Origin of the sequence: Leisingera caerulea DSM 24564 (assembly GCF_000473325.1) — a bacterium.
GTDB classification, from domain to species: domain Bacteria; phylum Pseudomonadota; class Alphaproteobacteria; order Rhodobacterales; family Rhodobacteraceae; genus Leisingera; species Leisingera caerulea.
Genome location: NZ_KI421513.1, coordinates 1,822,254 through 1,844,870, shown reverse-complemented (window position 1 = coordinate 1,844,870; position 22,617 = coordinate 1,822,254). Strand labels below are relative to the sequence as shown.

General features: G+C 64.2%; 24 protein-coding genes and 1 riboswitch. Of the genes, 10 read left to right on the top strand and 14 right to left on the bottom strand.

Annotated elements, in window-relative coordinates; all coding sequences use genetic code 11:
* Positions 1–30: 30 nt before the first annotated feature.
* The 9 genes from CAER_RS0116205 to miaB form a co-directional block, all read right to left on the bottom strand.
* Positions 31–696: a COG3904 family protein gene (locus CAER_RS0116205; RefSeq protein ID WP_027236353.1), complete on the bottom strand. Its 666-nt coding sequence runs from the start codon at positions 694–696 to the stop codon at positions 31–33.
* A 231-nt stretch (positions 697–927) separates the two neighbouring features.
* Positions 928–2,109: a methionine adenosyltransferase gene (gene metK, locus CAER_RS0116200; protein ID WP_027236352.1), complete on the bottom strand. Its 1,182-nt coding sequence runs from the start codon at positions 2,107–2,109 to the stop codon at positions 928–930.
* Between the two features lie 7 nt (positions 2,110–2,116).
* A riboswitch (SAM-SAH riboswitch) is annotated at positions 2,117–2,166 on the bottom strand.
* 61 nt (positions 2,167–2,227) lie between these two features.
* On the bottom strand, positions 2,228–3,727 hold the full coding sequence (gene lnt / locus CAER_RS0116195; RefSeq protein ID WP_027236351.1) for an apolipoprotein N-acyltransferase: 1,500 nt from the start codon (positions 3,725–3,727) through the stop codon (positions 2,228–2,230).
* Positions 3,724–4,623, bottom strand: a complete 900-nt coding sequence (locus CAER_RS0116190; RefSeq protein ID WP_027236350.1) for a hemolysin family protein — start codon at positions 4,621–4,623, stop codon at positions 3,724–3,726. Before CAER_RS0116190 ends, lnt begins: the two co-directional genes overlap by 4 nt.
* Before the next feature lie 22 nt (positions 4,624–4,645).
* The gene (gene ybeY, locus CAER_RS0116185) at positions 4,646–5,158 is read right to left on the bottom strand and encodes an rRNA maturation RNase YbeY (RefSeq protein WP_027236349.1); all 513 of its coding nucleotides are present in this window, start codon (positions 5,156–5,158) and stop codon (positions 4,646–4,648) included.
* A gap of 67 nt (positions 5,159–5,225) precedes the next feature.
* A complete protein-coding gene (locus CAER_RS0116180) occupies positions 5,226–6,236 on the bottom strand; it encodes a PhoH family protein (protein WP_027236348.1) in 1,011 nt (336 codons plus the stop codon).
* Positions 6,237–6,379: 143 nt separating this feature from the next.
* Positions 6,380–6,685, bottom strand: coding sequence for a lipoprotein (locus tag CAER_RS0116175; protein WP_027236347.1), 306 nt, complete (start codon positions 6,683–6,685; stop codon positions 6,380–6,382).
* Positions 6,686–6,698: 13 nt separating this feature from the next.
* The gene (locus CAER_RS0116170) at positions 6,699–7,277 is read right to left on the bottom strand and encodes an OmpA family protein (RefSeq protein WP_154667783.1); all 579 of its coding nucleotides are present in this window, start codon (positions 7,275–7,277) and stop codon (positions 6,699–6,701) included.
* Between the two features lie 277 nt (positions 7,278–7,554).
* Complete coding sequence (gene miaB, locus CAER_RS0116165) at positions 7,555–8,877, bottom strand: tRNA (N6-isopentenyl adenosine(37)-C2)-methylthiotransferase MiaB (protein WP_027236345.1); 1,323 nt, start codon at positions 8,875–8,877, stop codon at positions 7,555–7,557.
* Positions 8,878–9,003: 126 nt separating this feature from the next.
* Between miaB and CAER_RS0116160 the strand changes: the two genes are divergently transcribed.
* Together CAER_RS0116160 and CAER_RS0116155 are read left to right on the top strand one after the other, a co-directional pair.
* Positions 9,004–9,873, top strand: coding sequence for a hypothetical protein (locus CAER_RS0116160; RefSeq protein ID WP_027236344.1), 870 nt, complete (start codon positions 9,004–9,006; stop codon positions 9,871–9,873).
* A gap of 150 nt (positions 9,874–10,023) precedes the next feature.
* A complete protein-coding gene (locus tag CAER_RS0116155) occupies positions 10,024–10,707 on the top strand; it encodes a UTRA domain-containing protein (RefSeq protein ID WP_051357866.1) in 684 nt (227 codons plus the stop codon).
* Between the two features lie 73 nt (positions 10,708–10,780).
* On the opposite strand, the gene CAER_RS0116150 is transcribed toward CAER_RS0116155, so the two are convergent.
* The 3 genes from CAER_RS0116150 to CAER_RS0116145 all read right to left on the bottom strand — a co-directional run bounded on the left by CAER_RS0116150 (position 10,781) and on the right by CAER_RS0116145 (position 13,257).
* A complete protein-coding gene (locus tag CAER_RS0116150) occupies positions 10,781–12,154 on the bottom strand; it encodes an ammonium transporter (protein ID WP_027236342.1) in 1,374 nt (457 codons plus the stop codon).
* An 18-nt stretch (positions 12,155–12,172) separates the two neighbouring features.
* Positions 12,173–12,397, bottom strand: coding sequence for a hypothetical protein (locus CAER_RS29740; protein ID WP_209320204.1), 225 nt, complete (start codon positions 12,395–12,397; stop codon positions 12,173–12,175).
* 143 nt (positions 12,398–12,540) lie between these two features.
* Positions 12,541–13,257: an SDR family NAD(P)-dependent oxidoreductase gene (locus CAER_RS0116145; RefSeq protein WP_027236341.1), complete on the bottom strand. Its 717-nt coding sequence runs from the start codon at positions 13,255–13,257 to the stop codon at positions 12,541–12,543.
* Positions 13,258–13,444: 187 nt separating this feature from the next.
* Between CAER_RS0116145 and CAER_RS0116140 the strand changes: the two genes are divergently transcribed.
* Entirely contained in the window at positions 13,445–14,032 is a 588-nt protein-coding gene (locus CAER_RS0116140) for a sigma-70 family RNA polymerase sigma factor (RefSeq protein ID WP_051357791.1), read from the top strand.
* A complete protein-coding gene (locus CAER_RS0116135; protein ID WP_027236339.1) occupies positions 14,033–14,668 on the top strand; it encodes a ChrR family anti-sigma-E factor in 636 nt (211 codons plus the stop codon).
* A gap of 42 nt (positions 14,669–14,710) precedes the next feature.
* Here the strand turns inward: CAER_RS0116135 and CAER_RS0116130 are convergent, their stop codons facing one another.
* Both CAER_RS0116130 and CAER_RS0116125 read right to left on the bottom strand, forming a co-directional pair.
* Positions 14,711–15,436 carry an SDR family NAD(P)-dependent oxidoreductase gene (locus CAER_RS0116130; protein ID WP_027236338.1) on the bottom strand — a complete coding sequence of 242 codons (726 nt, stop codon included), beginning with the start codon at positions 15,434–15,436 and terminating at the stop codon, positions 14,711–14,713.
* Positions 15,433–16,203, bottom strand: coding sequence for a DUF1365 domain-containing protein (locus tag CAER_RS0116125; RefSeq protein WP_027236337.1), 771 nt, complete (start codon positions 16,201–16,203; stop codon positions 15,433–15,435). Before CAER_RS0116125 ends, CAER_RS0116130 begins: the two co-directional genes overlap by 4 nt.
* 124 nt (positions 16,204–16,327) lie before the next feature.
* Here CAER_RS0116125 and CAER_RS0116120 point away from each other — a divergent pair, with 124 nt between their 5' ends.
* The 6 genes from CAER_RS0116120 to CAER_RS0116095 are packed head-to-tail and all read left to right on the top strand — an operon-like array spanning position 16,328 to position 22,598.
* Positions 16,328–17,677 carry an NAD(P)/FAD-dependent oxidoreductase gene (locus CAER_RS0116120; protein WP_027236336.1) on the top strand — a complete coding sequence of 450 codons (1,350 nt, stop codon included), beginning with the start codon at positions 16,328–16,330 and terminating at the stop codon, positions 17,675–17,677.
* On the top strand, positions 17,616–18,773 hold the full coding sequence (locus tag CAER_RS0116115) for an SAM-dependent methyltransferase (protein WP_027236335.1): 1,158 nt from the start codon (positions 17,616–17,618) through the stop codon (positions 18,771–18,773). The genes CAER_RS0116120 and CAER_RS0116115 overlap by 62 nt, the downstream gene beginning before the upstream one ends.
* Entirely contained in the window at positions 18,766–19,257 is a 492-nt protein-coding gene (locus CAER_RS0116110) for a hypothetical protein (protein WP_027236334.1), read from the top strand. Before CAER_RS0116115 ends, CAER_RS0116110 begins: the two co-directional genes overlap by 8 nt.
* A gap of 2 nt (positions 19,258–19,259) precedes the next feature.
* Complete coding sequence (locus CAER_RS0116105; RefSeq protein WP_027236333.1) at positions 19,260–20,486, top strand: MFS transporter; 1,227 nt, start codon at positions 19,260–19,262, stop codon at positions 20,484–20,486.
* Positions 20,483–21,031: a DUF3833 domain-containing protein gene (locus CAER_RS0116100; protein WP_027236332.1), complete on the top strand. Its 549-nt coding sequence runs from the start codon at positions 20,483–20,485 to the stop codon at positions 21,029–21,031. The genes CAER_RS0116105 and CAER_RS0116100 overlap by 4 nt, the downstream gene beginning before the upstream one ends.
* A gap of 19 nt (positions 21,032–21,050) precedes the next feature.
* Positions 21,051–22,598 (top strand): cryptochrome/photolyase family protein, encoded by a 1,548-nt coding sequence (locus CAER_RS0116095; RefSeq protein WP_027236331.1) that lies wholly within the window; start codon positions 21,051–21,053, stop codon positions 22,596–22,598.
* Positions 22,599–22,617 lie beyond the last annotated feature (19 nt).

The window sequence follows — 22,617 nt, the reverse complement described above, 5'->3', positions numbered from 1 at the left end:
CCGCAACCGGGCCTCAGGGTCAAGCCGGCGTCAGCGCGGCTGGCGCGGCTGCCCGGGCAGAACCTCCCGCAAAACCCCGGCAGCGATCAGGCGCAACCGGCTGGGATACCACTCTCCGTCCGGATCGGTGCGCAGCGTTTCGATGGCAAAGCCCGGGTCGACACCGCGCGCCACCATATAGCTGAGGTGATCATAGATTTCGCGCTGGGTATCCTCATAGATCCACGAGCCGAACTCAAACGGCGTCGACCAGCGCTGCACCCGCCGCTCGCTGCGGTAAAATTTATGCACAGCAGGCGCCGGCCAGTTGCGCTGATGGAACCCGATGCGGGAGCCAAGCGTCATCCGCCGCCGTTTGCCCGCCAGGAAGACATCCACGCAGGCGCTGATGCATTCGCCGTCGATCACGGTGTCGAGCCCGTATTCCAGCACCAGCGCGGCAAGCTCCTCGCCGGCATAGACGCTGCCGCCGATGCTGTTGAGCTGCAATTCGGTAATTTCCGGGGTCTGCGCCAGAATACCCTGAAGCTTATCAATGTCCTCGTCGGTGATCTCAGCCGGCTCGCCTTCCACATCCGTTTCGGTGTCATAGACAAGCGTTTGCCCCCGCAGGCTGAACTTCTGCGGCAGCGCCTCCTTTGCAGCCGCAGCCGCCGGCAGCACCAGGCAAAGAAAAGCAGTCGTCAATCGCAGCATCGCGGCCCCGGCAGCTGATGAATTCCACCCGGCCACTATGGCGCAGCCCGGCGTCCGGCTCCAGCCTCAACAGGACCGCGGTTCGTCCTCCAGGGTGCGCCGCGCCGCCGCGCGGCGCCGGGCCCAACGGGAGAGGTGCATTCCCGGAATGCGCCGGTCCGGGCGGGAGCCCCCCGGACATGAAAAAAGAGCGGACCCTTCGGCCCGCTCCCCTGTTGCTGCCTCTTGGCCTCAGACCGCTTTCTTCAGCGCCTCGGCCAGATCAGTGCGCTCCCAGCTGAAGCCGCCATCGGTCTCCGGCTCACGGCCGAAGTGGCCATAGGCTGCGGTGCGCTGGAAGATCGGCTTGTTCAGCCCCAGGTGCGAGCGGATGCCGCGCGGGGTCAGGTCCATCACCTGATCAATTGCCTTTTCGATCGCCGCGGGCTCGACTTCGCCGGTGCCGTGGGTGTCGGCATAGATCGACAGCGGCTTGGACACGCCGATCGCATAGGACAGCTGGATGGTGCATTTGTCAGCCATGCCCGCGGCCACCACGTTCTTGGCAAGATAGCGCGCGGCATAGGCGGCCGAACGGTCCACCTTGGTCGGATCCTTGCCGGAAAACGCGCCGCCGCCGTGCGGGGCTGCGCCGCCATAGGTGTCGACGATGATCTTGCGGCCGGTGAGGCCCGCGTCGCCATCCGGGCCGCCGATCACGAATTTGCCGGTCGGGTTCACGTGCCAGACGGTGTCACCGGTCAGCCAGCCTTCGGGCAGGGTTTCGCGGATGTAGGGCTCGACGATGGCGCGGATGTCATTCGAGGTCAGCGATTCGTCGAGGTGCTGGGTCGACAGCACCAGAGAGCTGATGCCCACCGGCTTGCCGCCTTCATAGACCACCGACAGCTGCGATTTCGCATCAGGTCCCAGCGTCGGCTCGGTGCCGTTCTTGCGCACCTCGGCCAGGCGGCGCAGGATCGCGTGCGAATACTGGATCGGTGCCGGCATCAGCGCGTCGGTTTCATTGGTGGCAAACCCGAACATGATGCCCTGGTCGCCGGCGCCTTCGTCCTTGCCGGCGGATGCATCGACGCCCTGCGCGATATGGGCGGACTGCTCGTGCAGCAGGTTGGTCACTTCCACGGTCTCGTGGTGGAATTTCTCCTGCTCGTAGCCGATGTCCTTGATGCAGGCGCGGGCGATCTCGTCGATTTTGCCCATGTAATCGTGCAGCTTGTCCTGATCGGACAGGCCAACTTCGCCCCCGATGACAACACGGTTCGTGGTGGCAAAGGTCTCAGCTGCCACACGTGCTTCGGGCTCTTCCGCCAGAAAAGCGTCCAGCACCGCATCGGAAATGCGGTCGCAGACCTTGTCCGGGTGGCCTTCGGAAACCGATTCCGAAGTGAAGGTGTAGTTCATACGGGTCATGAAAGAGTGCTCCATTGAGGTTCAGCCCGCCACGCCAGGAAGCCGTTGTGGCAGGTATCGGGCCGCATTACGCGGCAAGACCGCGCGGGTCAATCTATATTCGGATAGAGTTAATCAGCTATGACCGCAGCGCAAGGGGCCTGTGGCGGAAGATTGCGGCAACTGCGCTCAAAAGACACAGCAGCAGGACCGGCCAGTCGCCGGTACGGCTGTAAAGCGTCGGCGGCAGCGCTGCCGGCAGGCTTGCGTCGATATATCCGGCATCGCCCAGCGGCAGGCTGTCCAGCATCGACCCGTCCGGCGCGATCATGGCGGAGACGCCGGTGTTGGCGGCGCGGATCATCGGCAGCCCCTGCTCCAGCGCCCGCATCCGGGCCTGCACCAGATGCTGGTACGGGCCGGACCGGGTGCCGAACCAGGCGTCATTGGTGATCTGCACCAGCATCTGCGGCCGGGTTCGGGCAGCGTTCACATCCTGAGGAAAAACAGCCTCATAGCAGATCAGCGGCAGGGCGCTGCCAACCGGCAGATCCATCACGTCCGCGCCCGGCCCGGCGGCATAGCCCGCGCCCGCCTGGGAGGCAAAGCCGTAGATGCCAAAGCGAGCCATGAGGTCGCCGAACGGCACATATTCCCCGAACGGGACCAGATGCGCCTTGTCATAGGTGGCCGTGGCCATGCCGTCGGCGTCCAGCAGCACCGCGGAATTGTAATAGGCGCCTGCCTCCTCCCGCTGGATGCCCAGCAGAACCGGCACGCCGCCCGCGCTTTCGGAGATGACCCGCAAAGTGTCCTCAGCGTAGTTCAACAGCTGCGGCACCGCGGTTTCCGGCCAGACGATCAGATCTGGGCGCGGCTCCCCTGCCGAAAACGCAACGGAGCGGCGGACAAATTCCCAGCGGTGATCCGGGTGCCATTTCAGATTCTGCGGCGCGTTGGGCTGCACGATTCGCACCGTCTTGCCCGTGTCCGCGGCCTGCGGCGGGGCCGGAACGGCAAAAACCGCGGCAGCGCACAGGGCAAGCGGCGCGGCAGCGGCAAGCGGGTTTTGCCGGATCAGAGCCAGCGGCAGGAACGCCGCCAGCGTCAGCAGCCCCAGCCCCTGCGGCCCGATCCAGGGCAGCAGGTTTGCGGCTGGCGTATCAATCCAGAACTGGCCGAAGGCTGCCCAGGGGAACCCGGTCAGCAGATAGGCCCGGGCGAACTCCGCCAGCGTCCACACGGCTACCAGCACCGGCACCCGCCAGGCACCGCGGCTGAACCGGGCGGTCAGGCCAAAGGCCGCACCCCAGAACAGGGCAAGGCCCGCGGCCAGGAACACCAGCGCAAAAGGCGCCATCCAAGCGTGGCGCTCCGGGTCGATTTGGAAGGGTTCGATGATCCACGACAGGCCAAAGGCAAAATACCCCAGCCCGAACAGCCAGCCCGCCAGCGCCGCCGTGCGGGCCGGGGCAGCTTGCAGAATCAGCCAGCCCGCAGCAGCCAGCGCCACCGGCAGCCCGAACAGGAGTTGCCAGGGTGCGAGCGACAGCGACAGCAGCGCGCCGCCGCCAACAGCCAGCGCCGCCGGCGCCAGCCGGAGCTGGCGGGCAGCCCGGCGCAGCCCGAGTGAGATCATGCGGCGGCGTCCGGCAGCCGCACGCGCAGCCGTTTGATCCGGCGCGGGTCGGCGTCGATCACCTCGAACTCGGCGCCCTCGGGATGTTCGATCACCTCGCCGCGGGCAGGCACCCGCCCCGACAGCATGAAGACCAGACCGCCCAGGGTGTCGATTTCCTCTTCATCGACCGCGTCATGGCTGGTCAGCGACTGACCGATCTCGCTCTCGAATTCCGGCAGGGGCGTTCGGGCCAGGGCGATGTAGCTGCCGGGCTTCTCCTGATACCAGGTCTGCAGTTCATCGGCGTCGTGCTCATCTTCGATCTCGCCAACCACCTGTTCGATCAGATCCTCGATGGTCACCAGCCCGTCGACGCCGCCGTATTCGTCGATCACCAGCGCCATGTGGCGGCGTTCGGCCTGCATCTTGGTCAGCAGCACCCCGATCGGCATCGACGGCGGCACAAACAGCAGCGGCCGCAGCATCCGCGGCAGGTCGAAGTCCGAGCTGCCGCCATTGAAGCCGTGGGTGAGCGAAAAATCCTTGAGGTGGACAAAGCCCAGGGGCGTGTCCAGCGTGCCCTCGTACACCGGGATCCGGGTAAAACCGCTTTGCCGGAAGATGCCGACCAGATCGTCCTTGCCGATGGTGACCGGCACGGCAGCGATCTCGGCAGAGGGGATGGCGACGTCTTCCACCCGCAGCCTGCGCAGGTTGATCATGCCATGCGCCCCGGAACCAGCGGCCGGCTGGTCGCTGCCAGGTTCGTCTTCGGCCTGCGGCTCCGGGCTGAACACGCTGAAAAGCCGTGCCCAGAAACTGGTTTTCTCAGTGGCCGGCGCTTCTGCTGCCGTGCCGTTCACGTTCTGCAGCGCGCCCTGCGCCGCGTTAGAACTGCCTTCTATGTCGCCCATCTGTCCTATCCAAAAGCCCCGCCTAAGGGGCGTCCTCAGTCATATATGGGTTCGCAATCCCCATTTTGCCAAGTATCAGCACCTCAATCCCTTCCATTAATGCGGCATCGCGGTCACGAATGTGATCATAGCCCAAAAGATGCAACATTCCGTGAACAATCAGATGGCGGGTATGGTCGGCCAGCGGCTTGCCTGCCTCTGCGGCCTCGCGGGCGCAGGTGCCATAGGAAATGGCGATATCGCCCAGCGGGATTTCACCAGTGAAATCAGGCTCCGGCGGCAGCGGCGTGCCGCCGTCCTCCTCTGCGGCCCGCTCCTCAGCGGGCCAGCTCAGCACGTTGGTCGGTGCGGGTTTTTCGCGGAACTCGGCATTCAGCCCGGCGATTTCGGCGTCATCGCAGGCCAGCAGCGAGATTTCGCACATCTCCGGATCCAGCGCGAAATGGGCCAGCACGGCTGCAACGGCCTCTTCGGCCAGCGCCGCAAGCCCGGCGTCCTGCCAGCGGCTGTCTTCGATGGTAATGTCGAGCGTCATGGATCACATCCGGAAGCGGGGGCCGGCCCCGCGCCCCCGGGGTACTTCAGGCAAATGGAAAGCGGGATCAGGCCGGCATAGCGTCTGCGTCATAGGCCTCAATGATGGCCGCCACAAGGGGGTGGCGCACCACGTCGCGGGCCGTGAAGTAGTTGAAGCTGATCTTGGGGATGGATTTCAGCAGCCGCTCCGCGTCGGCCAGCCCGGACTGCACGCCCCGCGGCAGGTCGACCTGGCTGCGGTCGCCGGTGATCACCATGCGCGAGCCCTCGCCCAGGCGGGTGAGGAACATCTTCATCTGCATTGTGGTGGCGTTCTGCGCCTCGTCCAGCACCACAAAGGCGTTGGAGAGCGTGCGGCCGCGCATGAAGGCGAGCGGCGCAATCTCGATGCGCTTTTCCTCAATCAGCTTGGCGAGTTGCTTGCCCGGCAGAAAGTCGTTCAGCGCGTCGTAGAGTGGCTGCATGTAGGGATCGACCTTGTCCTTCATGTCGCCGGGCAGATAGCCGAGCTTCTCGCCCGCCTCCACCGCCGGGCGGGACAGGATGATGCGGTCGACATGGCCGGTGATGAACATGGACACACCCACCGCCACCGCCAGATAGGTCTTGCCGGTGCCGGCCGGGCCGATGCCGAAGGCCAGTTCGTTTTCGAACAGCGAATGCACATAGGCCTTCTGCGCCTCGGTGCGCGGCTCCACCAGTTTCTTGCGGGTCTTGATCTCCACCCGGCCGCCGCGGAACATCTGCAGCTGGCCGTCGGGTTCGGCCTCGTCAGCCTCCTGGCCCATGCGCAATTCGCGGTCGATGTCGCCGCTTTCGACGCTGCGGCCGGTTTCCAGCCGGTCGTAAAGGGCGGTCAGCACGCCGGCCGCCTGTTCGCGGGCCGAATCTTCGCCCATCACCGACAGCTGGTTGCCGCGGCGGACGATCTGCACGCCCAGTTTTTGTTCGATGTCAGCCAGGTTGCGGTCATATTCGCCGCACAGGTCGATCAGCAAGCGGTTGTCGGGGAATTCCAGAAGCACTTCATGGGTTGCGGTCTGGTTTTGCGCGTCATTCAGGGCACCGATGGCCAAGCTGATCTCCTCAATCTGGCGTTGCCCCTCCAGTTTGCCGCCCCTGTTCCGTTTGCGCAAGCATGAGCAGCGGAAATTCACTCAATTGAAACAAAACAGCCGCCCCGGGAGGGACGGCTGCAGGCGGCGCATGTCTGCCGCGGTCAGATCGGATCCCATAGGGTCGAGCCGTTTTTGAACGGCCCGGTTGCCACATTGCGCGGCAGGTTGCTGTTGCAGACCGGCTTGCCATCGGGCGTGCGGCGCAGGTCGGCATACCCTTCCAGGCCATCATCAATGATCCAATGCTCGCAGCCATTGGGATCAACCCAGATGCCTGCGGTCATGTTGGACAGGGTCTCGGAGCTGCCATCGCCGAAATGCCCGTCGGTGCCTTTGTCGGAGCCCGTAGCACAGGCTGAAACTGCTGCGGCGGCGGCAAGGAGGATGGCCGTTTTTACTGCTGTCATCGTCACTCTCTCCTCAGCGCAGGCAATAGATTTCGACACGGCGGTTCTTTGCCATGTTGGCGGCGCTGGTGTTGGGCACCTGCGGCTCGCGCTCGCCGTAGGCGCGGATGTCGTTGACCCGTGCGCCCGCAGAGCGCGCCACCTGTGCCACCGCATTGGCGCGGCGCTGCGACAGGCGGATGTTGTATTCGTCCGAGGCGCGGCTGTCGGTATGGCCGGCGATCACAAATGACCGCGCACCGTTGGACTTGGCCTGCCGGAAGAATTCGGCCAGGCGCTTGCGGCCTGCGGCATTGATGTGATGCTTGTTGGTGGCGAAGAACTGGTCGGTCGGCATCACGCCGCAGATGCTGCCGCGGCGGCAGACCGGTTTGCCGTCCGGGGTGACATGCGGCGTCATGAAGCCCTCGGCGCCATCGTCCATCACCCAATGCTCGCAGCCGTCCGGGTCGACCCAGATGGTGGGCACGTAGCGTTCGCCCTTTATTGTCCGCTGCTGGGATTGCGCGCTGGCAGGCGCGGCGGCGATGCTGAGCGCGGCCGTGGCAGCGGCAGCCAGCGCGATCACCTTGTTCAAATTGATTTTCGACACAACCAGATTTCCTTCACCTAAGTTTCCCAGGGTGTTAGCCGCATTGGTGCCCACCGCTCAGGCATGGCAGCAGAACTATCTGAAATTGATACGGTGTACCTGTTAAATTTCTCTTTTTTTGACGCGCGTTGATTGTGCGCCACGGACACTGAACGCGCGCGGAGAGGATTGTTGCCGGAGGACGTGCAATAGGGATTCGCCCGGCCCGCGCCAGGAGGGCCGCGGCGGGCCTTCAAAACCGGCCCGCCACAAAAGATTCGCTGTTGTGCTAGCGGCCTTAGCCGATCAGCTCGCCCGCCAGGGAGTTTGCGCCCGAGGAGACAATCCGCACCCGCGCCAGCTCTCCAACCTCGCGGCTGCAATCGGCGACGTGGACGGCGTGGAGGTAGTCGGACTTGCCCACCATCTGGCCCGGCAGGCGGCCGGTTTTCTCAAACAGCACGCCAACCTCGCGGCCGACCATGCTGTCCTGCACCTCGCGCTGCTGTTTGGTCAGCAGAGCCTGCAGCCGCTGCAGCCGGTCGTCCGCCGCGGCGGGGTCGACCTGCGCGCGCTCTGCTGCCGGGGTGCCGGGGCGGGTGGAGTATTTGAAGGAATAGGCGGTGCCGTATTTGACCTCTTCCACCAGATCCATGGTGGCTTGGAAGTCCTCCTCGGTCTCTTCCGGGAAGCCGACTATGAAATCGCCGGAAATCAGGATGTCGGGCCGCGCCGCACGGATGCGCTCGATCAGGCGGATATAGCTTTCGGCGGTGTGTGCGCGGTTCATCCGCTTGAGGATCTTGTCGGAGCCCGCCTGCACCGGCAGGTGCAGATAGGGCATCAGCTTGGCACAGGTGCCATGCGCCTCGATCAGGTCGTCCTGCATGTCGTTGGGGTGCGAAGTGGTAAAGCGGATGCGCTCCAGCCCGTCGATCTTGTCCAGCTCCCAAATGAGCTGCGCCAGGGTCAGGTCGCCGTTGGGACCAGCGCCGTGGTAGGCATTCACATTCTGCCCCAACAGGGTGATCTCGCGCACGCCGCGTTCCACCAGGTCCTGTGCCTCGCGCAGGATGCGGTCCGCCGGGCGCGAAACCTCGGCACCGCGGGTATAGGGCACCACGCAGAAAGCGCAGAACTTGTCGCAGCCTTCCTGCACGGTCAGGAACGCGGTCGGGCCGCGTTTGGCCTTGGGGCGGTTTTTCAGTTTCTCGAACTTGTCTTCCTCGGGGAAATCGGTGTCCAGCACCTTCTCCCCCTCGCGCGCCTTGGCTTCCATCTCCGGCAGGCGGTGATAGCTTTGCGGGCCGACCACCAGATCGACCAGCGGCTGGCGGCGCATGATCTCCTCGCCCTCGGCCTGGGCGACGCAGCCCGCGACGCCGATCTTGAGATCCGGCTTCTCAGCTTTCAGCCCCTTGAAGCGGCCCAGTTCGGAATAGACCTTCTCCGCCGCCTTTTCCCGGATATGGCAGGTGTTCAGAAGGATCATGTCGGCATCATCGGCCGACTTGGTCTCGACATAGCCCTCGCCGCCCAGCGCTTCGGCCATGCGTTCGCTGTCGTAGACATTCATCTGACAGCCATAGGTCTTGATAAACAGCTTTTTCGGGGCGCTCATGAGTCTCAGCCTTTTAGCCTGATCCGGGGTCAGCGGCCTGCCATACAGGCAAATGCCGCCGCTTGCAATGACGCGGGAATTACCCGATTTTGGCCGCAAAGGCCAGAAAGGCAGGGGCAGACGGGCATGATGCATTCTTCGCTGGAGGATTTCCTGAAGCAGGGCAAGGTGCTGCTGGCTAAAGGCCCGGTTGCGCTGGTCTTCATCGAGGATGAGGTAGAGATTGCCACCACCCTGCGCCATCACCTGCAATGCGGCTTCACAGCGGTTGCGGCGCTGATGCCCGATGCCTTCGACCTGCCGCAGGATGTGCGCGCCAAGGTGCACCGGGTGCCGTTCGACTGCGGGCCGGAGGGCGCGGTGACCGCCGCCGTCAACGCAGCCATTGCGGCGGCGCAGCCGGGCTGCTGGCTCTATTACTGCTACAATGCGGAATACCTGTTCTACCCGTTCTGCGAGACCCGCAGCATCGGCGAGATGCTGGCCTTTCACACAGAGGAGCGGCGCGATGCGATGCTCAGCTATGTGATTGACCTGTATGCGGGCGATCTGGACGCCTGCCCCGGCGCGGTGTCGCTGGACGATACCTATCTGGACAAGTCCGGCTATTATGCCCAGGCGCGCAAGGACCCGGCAACCGGCGCCCCGCGCGAGCGGCAGCTGGACTTTTTCGGCGGCGTGCGCTGGCGGTTCGAGGAGCATATCCCCCCGGCCAGCCGCAAGATCGACCGGATCTCGCTGTTCCGCGCCAAGCCGGGGTTGAAGCTGCAGCCGGATCACACGTTCAACGATCAGGAATACAACACCTATGCCTGCCCCTGGCATCATAACCTGACCGCCGCCGTCTGCTCCTTCCGCACCGCCAAGGCGCTGAAGCGCAACCCGGGCTCCACCTTCGACATCCAAACCTTCCGCTGGCACAATTCCGCGCCTTTCGAGTGGCACTCGCGCCAGCTGCTGGATCTGGGGCTGATGGAACCCGGGCAGTGGTTCTGAGCGGCTGACGCCTAGCACGCCGCCCGGCCCCCGGTATCAAAGCCGCCGGGACCGGATGCCGCTTTCCTGCCCGCGGATTATGTGTATTCTTATAGGCGTTAAATTTCCTTATGACCCTTGAGAGGCACCATGGCAGCACCGCGCCGGAACATGAGCTACCGGGATATCAAGCAGGTCGTTCTTGACCGCATCCAGAACCGGATCTGGGCGCCCGACAGCCTGCTGCCGAGCGAGACCGACCTGGCGGAGGAATTTTCCAGCACCCGCACCACCGTGAACCGGGCGCTGCGGGAGCTGGCCGAGGAAGGCTTTTTGGAGCGCAAGCGCAAGGCGGGCACACGGGTGCTGAACTCTCCGGTGCGCAAGGCGCAGTTCTCAATCCCCCTGGTCCGGGATGAGATTGCCGGGACCGGCGCGGGCTACCGGTATTCCCTGGTCGAGCGCAGCGTGAAGGCGGCGCCGGACTGGCTGTCCGCCAGGCTCGACCTGCCCCAAGGCCAGGAAGTGCTGCATATCAGATGCATGCATTATGCGGACAATGCGCCCTTTCAGTACGAAGTCCGCTGGGTGATCCCGGACAGCGTGCCGGAGATCCTGGAGGCGGATTTCTCGCAGTCGGGGCCGAATGATTGGCTGGTGCAGAAAGTGCCGTTCACCAATCTGGAACTGAGTTTCATGGCGACCAAGGCGGATCAGGCAGTGGCGGAGTTTCTGGATGCGCCCGCCGGCGACCCGGTGTTCACCGCGGAACGGATCACCTGGCTGCGCGGCAGCCCGGTCACGCTGGCCAAACTGTACTTTGCGCCGGGGTACAAGCTGACGACGCACCTGTGATGCCCGGCGCGACCTGATCCGGCCGTGAAAAAGGCCCCGGCAGATGCCGGAGCCTTTGCGGTTGCAGGCGGGATCAGGCGTTCTGGGCGCTGTCCGCATGGGTGAGCACGTCGGGCTCCAGATCCCAAATCTTGCCGTCCAGGCCCTCGATCTGGTCATCCTCATGCACCCGCAGCCCCACGGTCCGCTCCAGGATGAAAGACAGGACCAGCGCCGTGACCACCCCGGTGCCGATGCAGACGGCGGTGCCCGCCAGCTGCATCATCAGCGAGATTTCCCCGTGCTGGAACGCATAGGCGCCTTCCTCGATCCCGAAGTAGCCGCCGCGCGGGGTGCCGGCCTTGAACAGCCCCAGCATGACCATGCCAAAGACGCCGGAGCCCAGGAACAGCGGGAACAGCTTATGCTCGTCGATGCCGCGCTTAAGCGTGAACTCATAGACGGCGTAGGCCACGAAGGGCGCTGCGAGGCCGATGATGAAGGCCTGCCAGGGCAGGTAGACATCAAAGCCCGATGCCCCTGCGACATAGCCAGCCAGCGGGCCAAGCAGGGTATAGGCGTATTTGCCCGTTGAATAGGCAATCAGCAGGCCGGTGACCGCGCCGCCGGCCCAGACCATGGCGTAGTTGTTGATCGCGATGCCGACGCTGGTGTCGGCCATGGTGACGCTGACTGCCAGCGCCTCGGGGTCAAAGAAGAACAGGCAGGACAGGATCACCATCGGCAGGCCCGCAAAGATCAGCAGCAGGCCCGGTGCGCACAGACCGATGCTGGGCGCCAGATAGGCCGAGATCCGCGGGTGCGGTTCCATCATGCCCGGGCGTGCGCCCAGTTTCGGCGTGAACACCAGCGCCATGCCGGCAGGGAACAGGTACACGAAACCAACGCCAAAGAAGTCGTGGAAACCGGCATTGGTCAGCGGCCCGACCGAGCCCCAGGTCGCCCAGCTCAGCGCTGAGGACACAACCGCGGCCACGATGCAGGTGATGAAATAGGCCGGGGCCTTCATCCGCTCCGACACCGCGAAGTGCAGCAGGATGTTGATGATCCCGGCAAACACCGCAAGGAAAAAGATGAAGATCTGAAAGGTGTTCAGACCGGGGAAGATCCCCGGATCGGTGTGATGCGCCATAGCGTTGGTCATGGCGCCGCCCAGCCACCAGTCATTGATGGAATCCATCATGGTCGCACCTTCCATGATGTAATACTGCCCGGCCCACAGGCCGAACCCGATGACATAGTAGGTGGCAAACCCCAGGAAGAAGCCGAGCGTCTTTTCGATGGTCGAGTTGAACAGGTTCCTGCGGCGCGCGGTGCCTGCGTCGATCAGCAGAAGCCCGACAACCACCAGGATTGCCCCGACGATCCCCGATGCGTACAGAATGTTCTGCACCAGCGAGTTCAGTGTGACTTGCTGAGCAAATATTGTGCTCACGTCCAATGACATTTGAATTATCCTCCCGGTTCATTGCCATTTTTGCCGAGTATGTTGCCTCGGTTTTTCTTCCGGCGTGCGCAGCCGCGTCAGACGGGGCATGCCGGTGTCAAGCGCACCAGATAAGAGCCGGCGTGCGGACTCATCTGGTCTCACCGGAATGATGCGGGGAAGAAGGCGCATCACAAAGACATTTTTTATTTTCCGGAAATGTTTTTTACCCAGAGTGCGCATTTGCGCCAGCGCATGCCGCATATGGCCAGGCGGAGGGCGTTTACGTGCCAGAAATTTGGGCGCAGCTTTCACGAATTGACGGCCGGGCTGACAGCGCACGCCCCGTTCCAGGCCATGGAACAGGCCTTTCCGGACCGCGGCGCGGCTGTGGCGCTTGCGGCGGATCAGGGGTCGATCAGGCTGCCGTCCCAGGCATAACACTGGCCGCTGTCGGCGGGTGTCAGGGTGGCGATCACGTCCATCATCCGGGACACCGCATACTGCGGCGGGAAGCGCTTGTCCGGGGCGACGTTCCGCAGGAACGGCTGGGACAGGCCGCTTTCCACCGTTCCGGGATGCAGCCCGGCGGCAATGGCCTGCGGGTTGCGGCGGCGGATTTCTATCGCGGCAGTGCGGATGAACATGTTCAGGGCAGCTTTGGACGCCCGGTAGGAGTACCAGCCGCCCAAATGGTTGTCGGAGATGCTGCCAACCCGTGCGGACAGGGCCGCGAACACGCCCCGCCGGTCACGCGGCAGCAAAGGCAGGAAGTGCTTTGCAGTCAGGGCCGGGGCAACCGTATTTGCGGAAAAGAGCGCCAGCAGCTTCTCGGCGCTGAGGTCTCTCAGGGACTTCTCCGGCATCATATCCCCCTGATGCAGAATTCCTCCCGCCACGATCATCAGATCAACCGCGCCCTCCTTGGCGACCTGTTCCGCCGCGGCGTGCAGGCTGTCCTCATCCAGATAATCCACCTGCAGCCACTGCACGCCCTCCGGAACGCGGGTGTCCGGGCTGCGGGACAGGCTGTGGATGCGGGCGTGCGGGTATTTTCGGACCAGTTCGTCAACAAAGGCCGACCCGATCGCCCCGGACCCGCCGCTGACAACAATATTGTGCATAAGCAGTCACTTTCCTGAACGCTGTTTGCAGCTGTTACGCGCCCGCACGTCGAACGGATCAGCTTGCCTGCGCTGCCGCATCTGCCCCGCGCAAAAAATTGCGGCAGCCTATGATCCAACTTTCCCACCGCTGCGTAACCTGATTATGCTGACACTAAACTTGGATAGGTCGCCCGGGAATACCGCTATGCTTCGGGCATCCCCTGAGGGCAAAGCAGTAGTGTCAAAAGACAAAACCTATTCGCAGCTGACTGTCTGGCTTCTGGCTGTGCGCGACCACCGGGACCGCGCGGCATTCGGCGACATGTTTGATCACCTGGCCCCGCGCCTGAAGGGGTTCATCATCCGTTGCGGCGCGCGGCCTGCACTGGCCGAGGAGATCGTTCAGGACGTCATGCTGACGATCTGGCGCAAGGCGGCGATGTTTGATCCGCACAAGGCGCAGGCGTCAGCCTGGATCTATCAGATCGCCCGCAACCGCCACATAGATATCGTGCGCAAGGAAAACCGGCCCGTCCCGGATGAGCTGGGCGAGGATCCCGGAACCGAGCCCGACGCCAGCCAGATCCTGGCCCTGGAGCAGGAGTCCTTGCACCTGAAGCAGGCGATCCAGCAGCTGCACCCCGATCAGAAGGAGATGATCGAAAAGGCCTATATCGGGGATTTGACCCATCAGGAGATCAGCACCCAGACCGGCTTGCCTCTGGGAACAGTAAAGTCGCGCATCCGCCTTGGCCTGGGGCGGCTGCGCAAGGAACTAAAAGGATTGCGTTGAATGCCTGCAATCACACATCACATCCCCGACCCGATGATCGCGGCCTATGCCTCGGGCAGCCTGCCGCATGCCTTTTCGATGGTTGTGGCCAGCCACCTGTCCTATTGCCGCGATTGCCAGGCCGCGCTTGGCGCGCATCAGGCCGCGGGCGGTGCGCTTCTTGAGGAAGCGGAGTGCGTGGCGCTGGAGCCCGCGCTGAAGTCCAAGGTTCTGGCGGAATTGGATGCGCCTGCCGTGCCGGACCCGGTTTATGACGCCAAGGGCATTTACCCGGGCGCAGTGATGCAGTCGCTGAAAGGGCGGCCGCCGCGCTGGAAGACGCTGGGCATGGGGGTGAAACAGGACATCCTGTTCGAGGACAAGCACGGCTCTGCCCGGCTGCTGTTCATCCCGGCCGGTCAAGCTGTGCCCGATCACAGCCACAACGGGCTGGAGCTGACCCTGGTGCTGCAGGGCAGTTTCAGCGACGAGACCGGGCGGTTTAGTGTCGGTGATGTCGAAATCGGCGATGAAGATCTGGAGCACACGCCGGTCGCAGATGCGGGCGATCCCTGCATCTGCCTGGCCGCCACCGACGCGCCGCTGCGGTTCAAGGCGCTGATGCCGCGCCTGCTGCAGCCGCTGTTCCGGATTTGACGCGGGCCGATAAAAAGCGGGGCCGCCTTGCGGCAGCTTCGTTTATTTCCCGCGATAGGCCAGCCAGTCGGGCAGCATGTCAAACGCCTTGATCGCATAGGAGAAAGGACGGGGGAAATCCGTCCGGAACCGGCGCGACTGCATGGCAGAAACCACATGCCCGGCGGCCTCCTCAGGCTCCATCAGCTGCGGCATCTTAAAGCTGTTCTTGTCGGTCAGCCGGGTTTTGATAAAGCCCGGGTTGACCACGCGGACAGTAACACCGCTGTCCTTCAGATCATGCCGCATGGTTTCCGCCAGGCTGATCAGCGCGGCCTTGCTGGCGCCATAGCCAATGGAGGCGGGCAGCCCCCGGTAGCCGGCCAAAGATCCGACCAGCGTGATATCGCCCCGGCCCGCCTCGACAAACCCGGGGACAACATGCCCCAGAACCCGCAGCGCTCCGGTGAAGTTCACGTCGCTCATCGCCAGCACGGCCTCCGCATCCCAGTCCTGGGTCCGCATCGGCTCATAGGCGCCGGCGTTATAAAGGAGCGCGTCAACTGGCCCGGCCCGACGGAAAGCCTCTGCGACAGATTCCGCATCGGTCACATCCAGCGGCACCGCCTGCGCCTGTTTCAGCTCGCTTGCCAGCTCCTCCAGCGCGTCTTCGGAGCGTGCCGACAAAACCAGCCGGGCGCCCGCCCGGTCCAGCTTCCGCGCCACCTCGCGCCCCAGCCCGTGGCTGGCCCCGACCATCCAGATGGTCTTGCCTGCAAAATCTGTCATGCTCCGCCTCCTGAAAACGTCGAACTGTCGGAAATCAGCGGCTCCGGCGGTGGCGGCTTACGCAAAAACGGCGCGCGCTTGATCCAGAGCTTGAGCGCCTGCCAATAGATCAGCGCAACGACACGGGCCGCCCCGAACGGCCTGCGCAGCGCAGCCCGCAGCAACCCGCCGGATGTCACCGGGCGGCGCACGCCCTCCAGCGTGGCCAGCACGCCCTCAGTCCCATTGGTGTAGGAAATCCGGATGTTGAACGCCTGGTCCGTCATCCCGAAATTGAACCGGTAGCGCCCGGCCACCTGCTGAAACGGCGAGACATGCATCAGCTTTTCCGCCTCGATCACATCGCTGTGCCGGATCGGGCCGAAGTCCGGGTGCGCCGCGAAATAGCAGTGGCGGTGGCCGAAGGTGTTGTTGACCTCCGCGATAAAGGCCCGCGGGCTGCCGTCCCTGACCGCAATCCAGAAGCTCACCGGGTTGAAATGAAACCACAGGAAGCTCGGCTGGGTCAGCAGCAGCAGCTGAGCGCCCTCCAAAGGGAAACCGCGCCGCTCCAGCTCCTCCCGGAACCACAGGGTGCCACGGCCGCAGCCGCGCGGGCCGCCGTGGCGGCGGTCGTGGACCGAAAACAGGTTGAAGCGGTTGCGCGACAGCAGCGGCGGCGCGCCGAGGGTCATATCGGTCAAGATGTAGTCCACGCCATAGCGGAAGGCGTTCTTCAGCCGCCCGCGGCGGGCATGAAAAGTCTGTGCTGAAACATGCTCAATCATGCACCGGATACGCAGGCGCCGCCGCCCCGGATCACCCGCAAACACAGTTTTATCGCGAATGCGGTGATCCGCTTTCTTGCCTGCGGCGTATCCGGTCTAAACAACAGCAAGGGAAAACCGACGCATGCTGGATCAAACTCAGGGGCCACGGCGCAAGATTGCCATCGTAGGAGGCGGTATTTCCGGGCTGGCCGCGGCATATTACCTGTCTGAAAGACATGACGTTACCTTGTTTGAGGCCGCCCCCCGGCTGGGCGGCCACGCGCGCACCGTTCTGGCGGGAAAGAACGGCGATCAGCCGGTCGATACCGGTTTTATCGTGTTCAACTATGCCACCTACCCTTACCTTACCCGGCTGTTCCGCGAGCTGGATGTGCCGGTGATCAGAAGCGAGATGAGCTTTTGCGCCAGCATCGACGACGGCCGCCTGGAATACGGGCTGAACAGCCTGCGGATGCTGGCCGCGCAAAAGCGCAACCTGGTGCGGCCGCAGTTTCACAAGATGGTCGCGGACATTGTGCGCTTCGGCAAACGGGCCGAGGCCGCCGCCACCGATGACGACAAAACCATCGGCGAGCTGGTGGAGGAGCTGGGCCTGGGCAGCTGGTTCCGCAACCATTACCTGATGCCGATGTGCGGTGCGATCTGGTCGACCCCGGTCACCGATGTCGACGCCTTTCCGGCGAAATCGCTGGTTCGCTTCTTCCGCAACCACGCGCTGCTGGCGGGCACCGGCAAGCACCAGTGGTGGACCGTCAAGGGCGGCAGCATCGAATATGTCCGCCGGCTTGAGACGGCGCTGGTTGCGCGGGGCTGCGAGATCCGCACCGGCAGCCCGATCCGGAACGTCACCCGGCAGGCGGGCGGTGTTTCGGTGCAGGCAGAGGGCGCAGACCCGCACCTGTTCGACGAGATCATCCTTGCCTGCCATTCCGATCAGGCGCTGGCCATTCTGGGGGCTGATGCCACACCGGAAGAGGCGGCAGCGCTGGGGTCAATCCGCTATCAGCCGAACACGGCGGTTCTGCATTGCGACGAAGGCCAGATGCCCAAGCGGCGCAGCTGCTGGTCCAGCTGGGCCTACCGCAGCCAGGACGGCGGCGTCGGCGTCACCTACTGGATGAACCGCCTGCAAAGCATCCCCGAATGCGATCCGCTGTTTGTAACCCTGAACCCAACCCGACCCATTGCAGCAGACAAGATTTACGACACGGTGGAATTCTCGCACCCGGTCTTCGACAAGGCGGCGCTGCGTGCGCAGCAGCAGATCCGGGCGATGCAAGGGCAGAACCGGACCTGGTTTGCCGGTGCCTACAACCGCCACGGCTTTCACGAAGACGGTATCGCCAGCGCCATGCGGATTGTCCGCATGATGAATTCTCTCACCCCCTCCCCGGTCAAAGGAACAGATCATGGCATTCACGGACAAAGCCCTTCAGTCGGAATTCCTGGACACCTGCGCGCGACTGCGTGAGGGCCGGCTGACGCTGCGCACACCGGATGGCGCACGCTATGAATTCGGCGACAGCGGCCCCGAGGCCGAAATGCAGATCAACGACTGGGCCGCGGTTTCCGCAATGGCGGCGCACGGCCAGGTCGGACTGGGCGAGGCCTATGTGCAGGGCCTGTGGGACACCCCGTCGGTCGATGCCCTGATGCAGCTGGCGATGCGCAACCGGGACCACCTGGGCAGCTACGATCAGGCCAGCCCGCTGAACCGCGCCAAGTTCCGTATCGTCGACACCCTGCTGCGGGCCAATTCCAAACGCGGCGCGCGCAAGAACATCCGCGCCCATTACGATGTCGGCAATGAGTTCTACCAGCTGTGGCTGGACGACGGCATGACCTATTCCTCCGGCCTGTTCGGGACAGAGGGCGATGACCTGGCGCAGGCGCAGACCCGAAAGAACGCCCGCATCCTGTCGCGGCTGGGGGATGGCGAACAGGTGCTGGAGATCGGCTGCGGCTGGGGCGGCTTTGCCGAACAGGCCAGCGCCGAGGGCCGCGATGTGACCGGTGTTACCATATCCCGCAACCAGCACAGCTATGCCGAAAGCCGCCTGGACGGGCGCGCCGACATCCAGCTGCGCGACTACCGCGATATCGAGGGCAAATTCAGCAGCATCGTCTCCATCGAGATGATCGAGGCCGTGGGCGAGCGGTATTGGCCCAGCTATTTCGCCAAGCTCAAAAACAGCCTGGCCGAGGGCGGCCGGGTGTTGCTGCAGGCGATCACCGTGCGGGATGACTTCTTTCCGACCTACCGGACCTCCTCCGACTACATCCGCCAGTATGTCTTTCCCGGCGGTATGCTGCTGTCAGACCAAGTGATCGCGCAGCAGGCAAAATCCGCCGGGCTGCAGGTCGCGGACAGTTTTGCCTTCGGCCAGGATTATGCCCGCACCTGCCGGATCTGGGCCCAGCGCCTGGCGGCGCAGAAGCGCCGGATCGCTGAACTGGGCTATGGCGAGGCGTTCTTCCGCAACTGGCAGTACTATCTGGAGATCTGTGCCGCCTCCTTTGCCATCGGCCACACCAATGTTGTGCAGGTGGAGCTGGCCCATGCGTAGGCTGCTGCTGGCCCTTTGCCTGCTGGCGGTTCCGGCGGCAGGCGCTGCCTCCCCGGTGCAGTCGCTGCTGCCGGGGGCCGAACAGCGCGGCGCTGCGACATTCCGGTTCCTTGGTTTTCCGGTCTATCAGGCCCGGTTGTTCACCAGGGGCGCCGCACCCTTGGACTGGTCGCAGGATTTCGGCATTGAGCTGACCTATCAGCGCCGGCTGAGCCAGAAGGATCTGGTCGAGGCCACCCTGCGCGAAATGCGGCGGCTGGGGCAGCCCGCCCCGGCCCGCACCCGGTTTGAGGCCTGTTTCCAGGCCGTCTCCCCCGGCGACCGGTATCTGGCCGTCAGCCAGGGGCCTGACCGGGTGAAGTTCCTGCGCAATGGTCGCACCGCCTGCACACTGAGCCAGCCCGGTATCAAGCGCGGCTTCATGTCGATCTTTGTCGGCACAAACACCCGCTCCGCCCGGTTCACCCGCGCGCTGCTGGGCTGATGATGTTGTATCCGCGCGTCAGCCTCTATGCGATGATGCTCGCCTCGGCGGGGATCCCGCTTTATATCCACCTGCCGCAGTTTGCCTCGGTGAATTTGGGGATCGGCCTGGGGGCGCTTGGCGGCATCCTGCTGGTGATCCGGCTGTTCGATCTGGTTCAGGACCCGCTGATCGGCTGGGCTATCGACCGCTGGCCCAGGGCGCAGCTTTGGTTCGCGCTGGCGGCGGCGGGCGGTCTGGCGGTCGGATTTCCGCTGCTGTTCGGCCTGACGGCAGGCCCGCTGGTGGTGCCTAAGCTGGTCTTGGTCCTGCTGCTGCTGTTTTCGGCCTACAGCCTGGGCATGATCCTGCTCTATGGCCGCAGCGCCACGCTGGCCAAGCAATCCACCCCGCGCGAGCTGATGACGCTGGCCGCCTTCCGCGAGGCGGGCATGCTCAGCGGCGTGATCTTTGCCGCCATCGCGCCGGCGGTTCTGGTGGCGCTCGGAGCCGCGGGCCAGGGCTATGCCGCCTTTGGCCTGACCCTCGGCGGCTTTGCCCTGTTCACCGCTGCGGCCACCCGCCCCATGTGGAAGCGCCCGGCTGTCACCGGCCAGCCGCTATCGGCGATGGCCCTGACCCAGGCCGGCGCGGTACGCCTGCTGGCGCTGGCTGTGCTCAACAGCCTGCCGGTGGCGCTGACCTCAACCCTGTTCCTGTTCTTTGTCGAGGACCGGCTGAACCTTCCCGCCTATGCAGGGCCGCTGCTGGTGCTGTTTTTCCTCTGCGCCGGCCTCAGCGTGCCGCTGTGGGCGCGCCTCAGCCAGCGGATCGGGGCGAAACAGACGCTGCTTATCGCCATGCCGCTGGCCATTGCCAGCTTTGCCGGCGCAGCCTTTCTGGGACCGGGCAGCCTGCTGGGGTTTGCGGTGATCTGCGCGGTGTCGGGCGCCACCCTGGGCGCCGACATGGTGCTGCTGCCCGCCATGTTCAGCATCGCGCTGACCCGCGCGGGCCTCAACGCCTCCGCCGCCTTTGGCATCTGGTCCTTTGCCGGCAAGCTGGCGCTGGCCCTTGCCGCCGCCCTGGCGCTGCCGCTGCTGGAGCAGCAGGGCTTCCAGCCCGGGGCGGACAACAGCGCCCGGGCGCTCAGCGCGCTGGCCCTGGCCTATGCCGTGCTGCCCTGCGTTCTGAAAACCGCCGCCTTCGCCTTTGCCCTGACCCTGCCATCAGAGAGAGCAACCGCATGAAACTCCTGACCCTTGCCCTTGCCATCATCGTGCTTGTGATGATCGCAAAAACCTATTTGTTAAGCTTCCGCTTCCAGTCGCCGCAGGATTATGCGGACACCGGCCCGCAGTTCATCCTGACCCAGCACCTGTCCGGCGAGATCCTGTCGGAGGGGGTGATTTTCGGCCCAACTGGCAAGATGGCCAACAGCTTCACCGCCAAAATGGTGGGCGAATGGGACGGCGATACCGGCACACTGAGCGAAGAGTTCACCTATTCCAACGGCGTCACCCAAAGCCGGAAATGGTTCCTGACCCTCGGGCCCGACAACACCTTCACCGCCACAGCCGATGACCTGGCCGGAGAGGCCAAGGGCATCGTGTCCGGCTCCACCGTGCAGCTGAGCTACGAGATCATCCTGCCCGAAAGCGCAGGCGGTCACACCCTTAAAGCCACCGACTGGCTGTATCTCACAGCTGACGGGGTGATCATGAACAAGTCCGAAATGCGCAAATTCGGCCTCAAGGTTGCGGAACTGGTCGCCACCATGCGGCCTGCCAACTGACCCCTGACGGTGATACCCGATGACCTCCTCTGACGATCAGACCGGTGAGCGCAGCCTCATCCTCATTCTGGGCGATCAGCTCAGCCGCAACATCGCCGCGCTCAAGCGCGCAGACCCTGACCGCGACATCGTCCTGATGGCGGAAGTTGCGGAGGAAGCCGGTTACGTCCAGCACCACAAGAAGAAGATCGCGTTTCTGTTTTCGGCAATGCGCCACTTTGCCAAAGAGCTAAAGGAGGACGGCTGGCAGGTGCATTACGTGCGCCTGGACGACCCGGATAACTCCGGCAGCCTGACCGGTGAAATCGACCGTCTGCGCGCGGCGCATCCGGTGGCCCGCGTGGTTGTGACCGAGCCCGGCGAATACCGGCTGAAATCGGCTCTTCAGGACTGGGCGGAGGCGTCGGATGTTCCCCTGGACATGCTGCAAGACAGCCGGTTTCTCTGCTCCCACGAGCGGTTTGGCGAATGGGCCGAGGGGCGCAAGCAGCTGCGGATGGAGTATTTCTACCGCGAGATGCGCCGCGAAACCGGGCTGCTGATGGACGGCGATGAGCCGGAAGGCGGCAAATGGAACTTCGATCACGAGAACCGCAAGCCGGCAGAGGACGGCCTGACGCTGCCGGAGCCGCCGCAAACCAGCCCGGATGAGATCACAGAGGAGGTTCTGGATCTGGTGGAGGCGCAGTTCGGCGACCACTTCGGCACCCTGCGCCCGTTCTGGTTTGCGGTGACCCGCGAGGAGGCGCTGGCGGCGCTGGAGCGCTTCGCCGCGGAGGCGCTGCCGAATTTCGGCGACTACCAGGATGCAATGCTGGAGGGGGAACGGTTCCTCTATCACTCCGTCCTGTCGCACTATATCAATGCCGGCCTGTTGGAGCCGCTGGAGGTCTGCCGCCGGGTGGAGCGGGCGTATTACGAGGGGGATGCCCCGCTCAACGCGGCTGAGGGGTTCATCCGCCAGATCATCGGCTGGCGCGAATACGTGCGCGGGATCTACTGGCGCAACATGCCGGGCTATACCGAACAGAACTTCTTGGAGGCCACCCGCCCCCTGCCCGGCTTCTACTGGACCGCTGACACGGACATGGCCTGCGTGGCGGCCGCGGTCCGCCAAACCCGCGACGAGGCTTATGCGCATCACATCCAGCGGCTGATGGTGACGGGAAACTTCGCCATGCTGGCGGGCATCGACCCGCATCAGGTGCACGAATGGTATCTGGCGGTCTACGCCGACGCCTATGAATGGGTGGAGGCGCCCAACGTGATCGGCATGAGCCAGTATGCCGATGGCGGCCTGCTGGGGTCGAAACCCTATGCCGCCAGCGGCAATTACATCAACAAGATGTCCGACCACTGCGCAGGCTGCCGCTACAGCGTGACAAAGAAAACCGGCGAAGACGCCTGCCCGTTCAACCCGCTTTACTGGGATTTCCTGGTGCGCAACCGGGACAAGCTGCGCAACAACCCGCGCCTCAAGCGGGCCTACAGCACCTGGGACAGGATGCCGGAGCCGCGGCAGGAGGAATACCTGGACAGCGCCCGCAAGGTGCTGGACCAGCTTTGAAACCAGACGCCAGGACAGC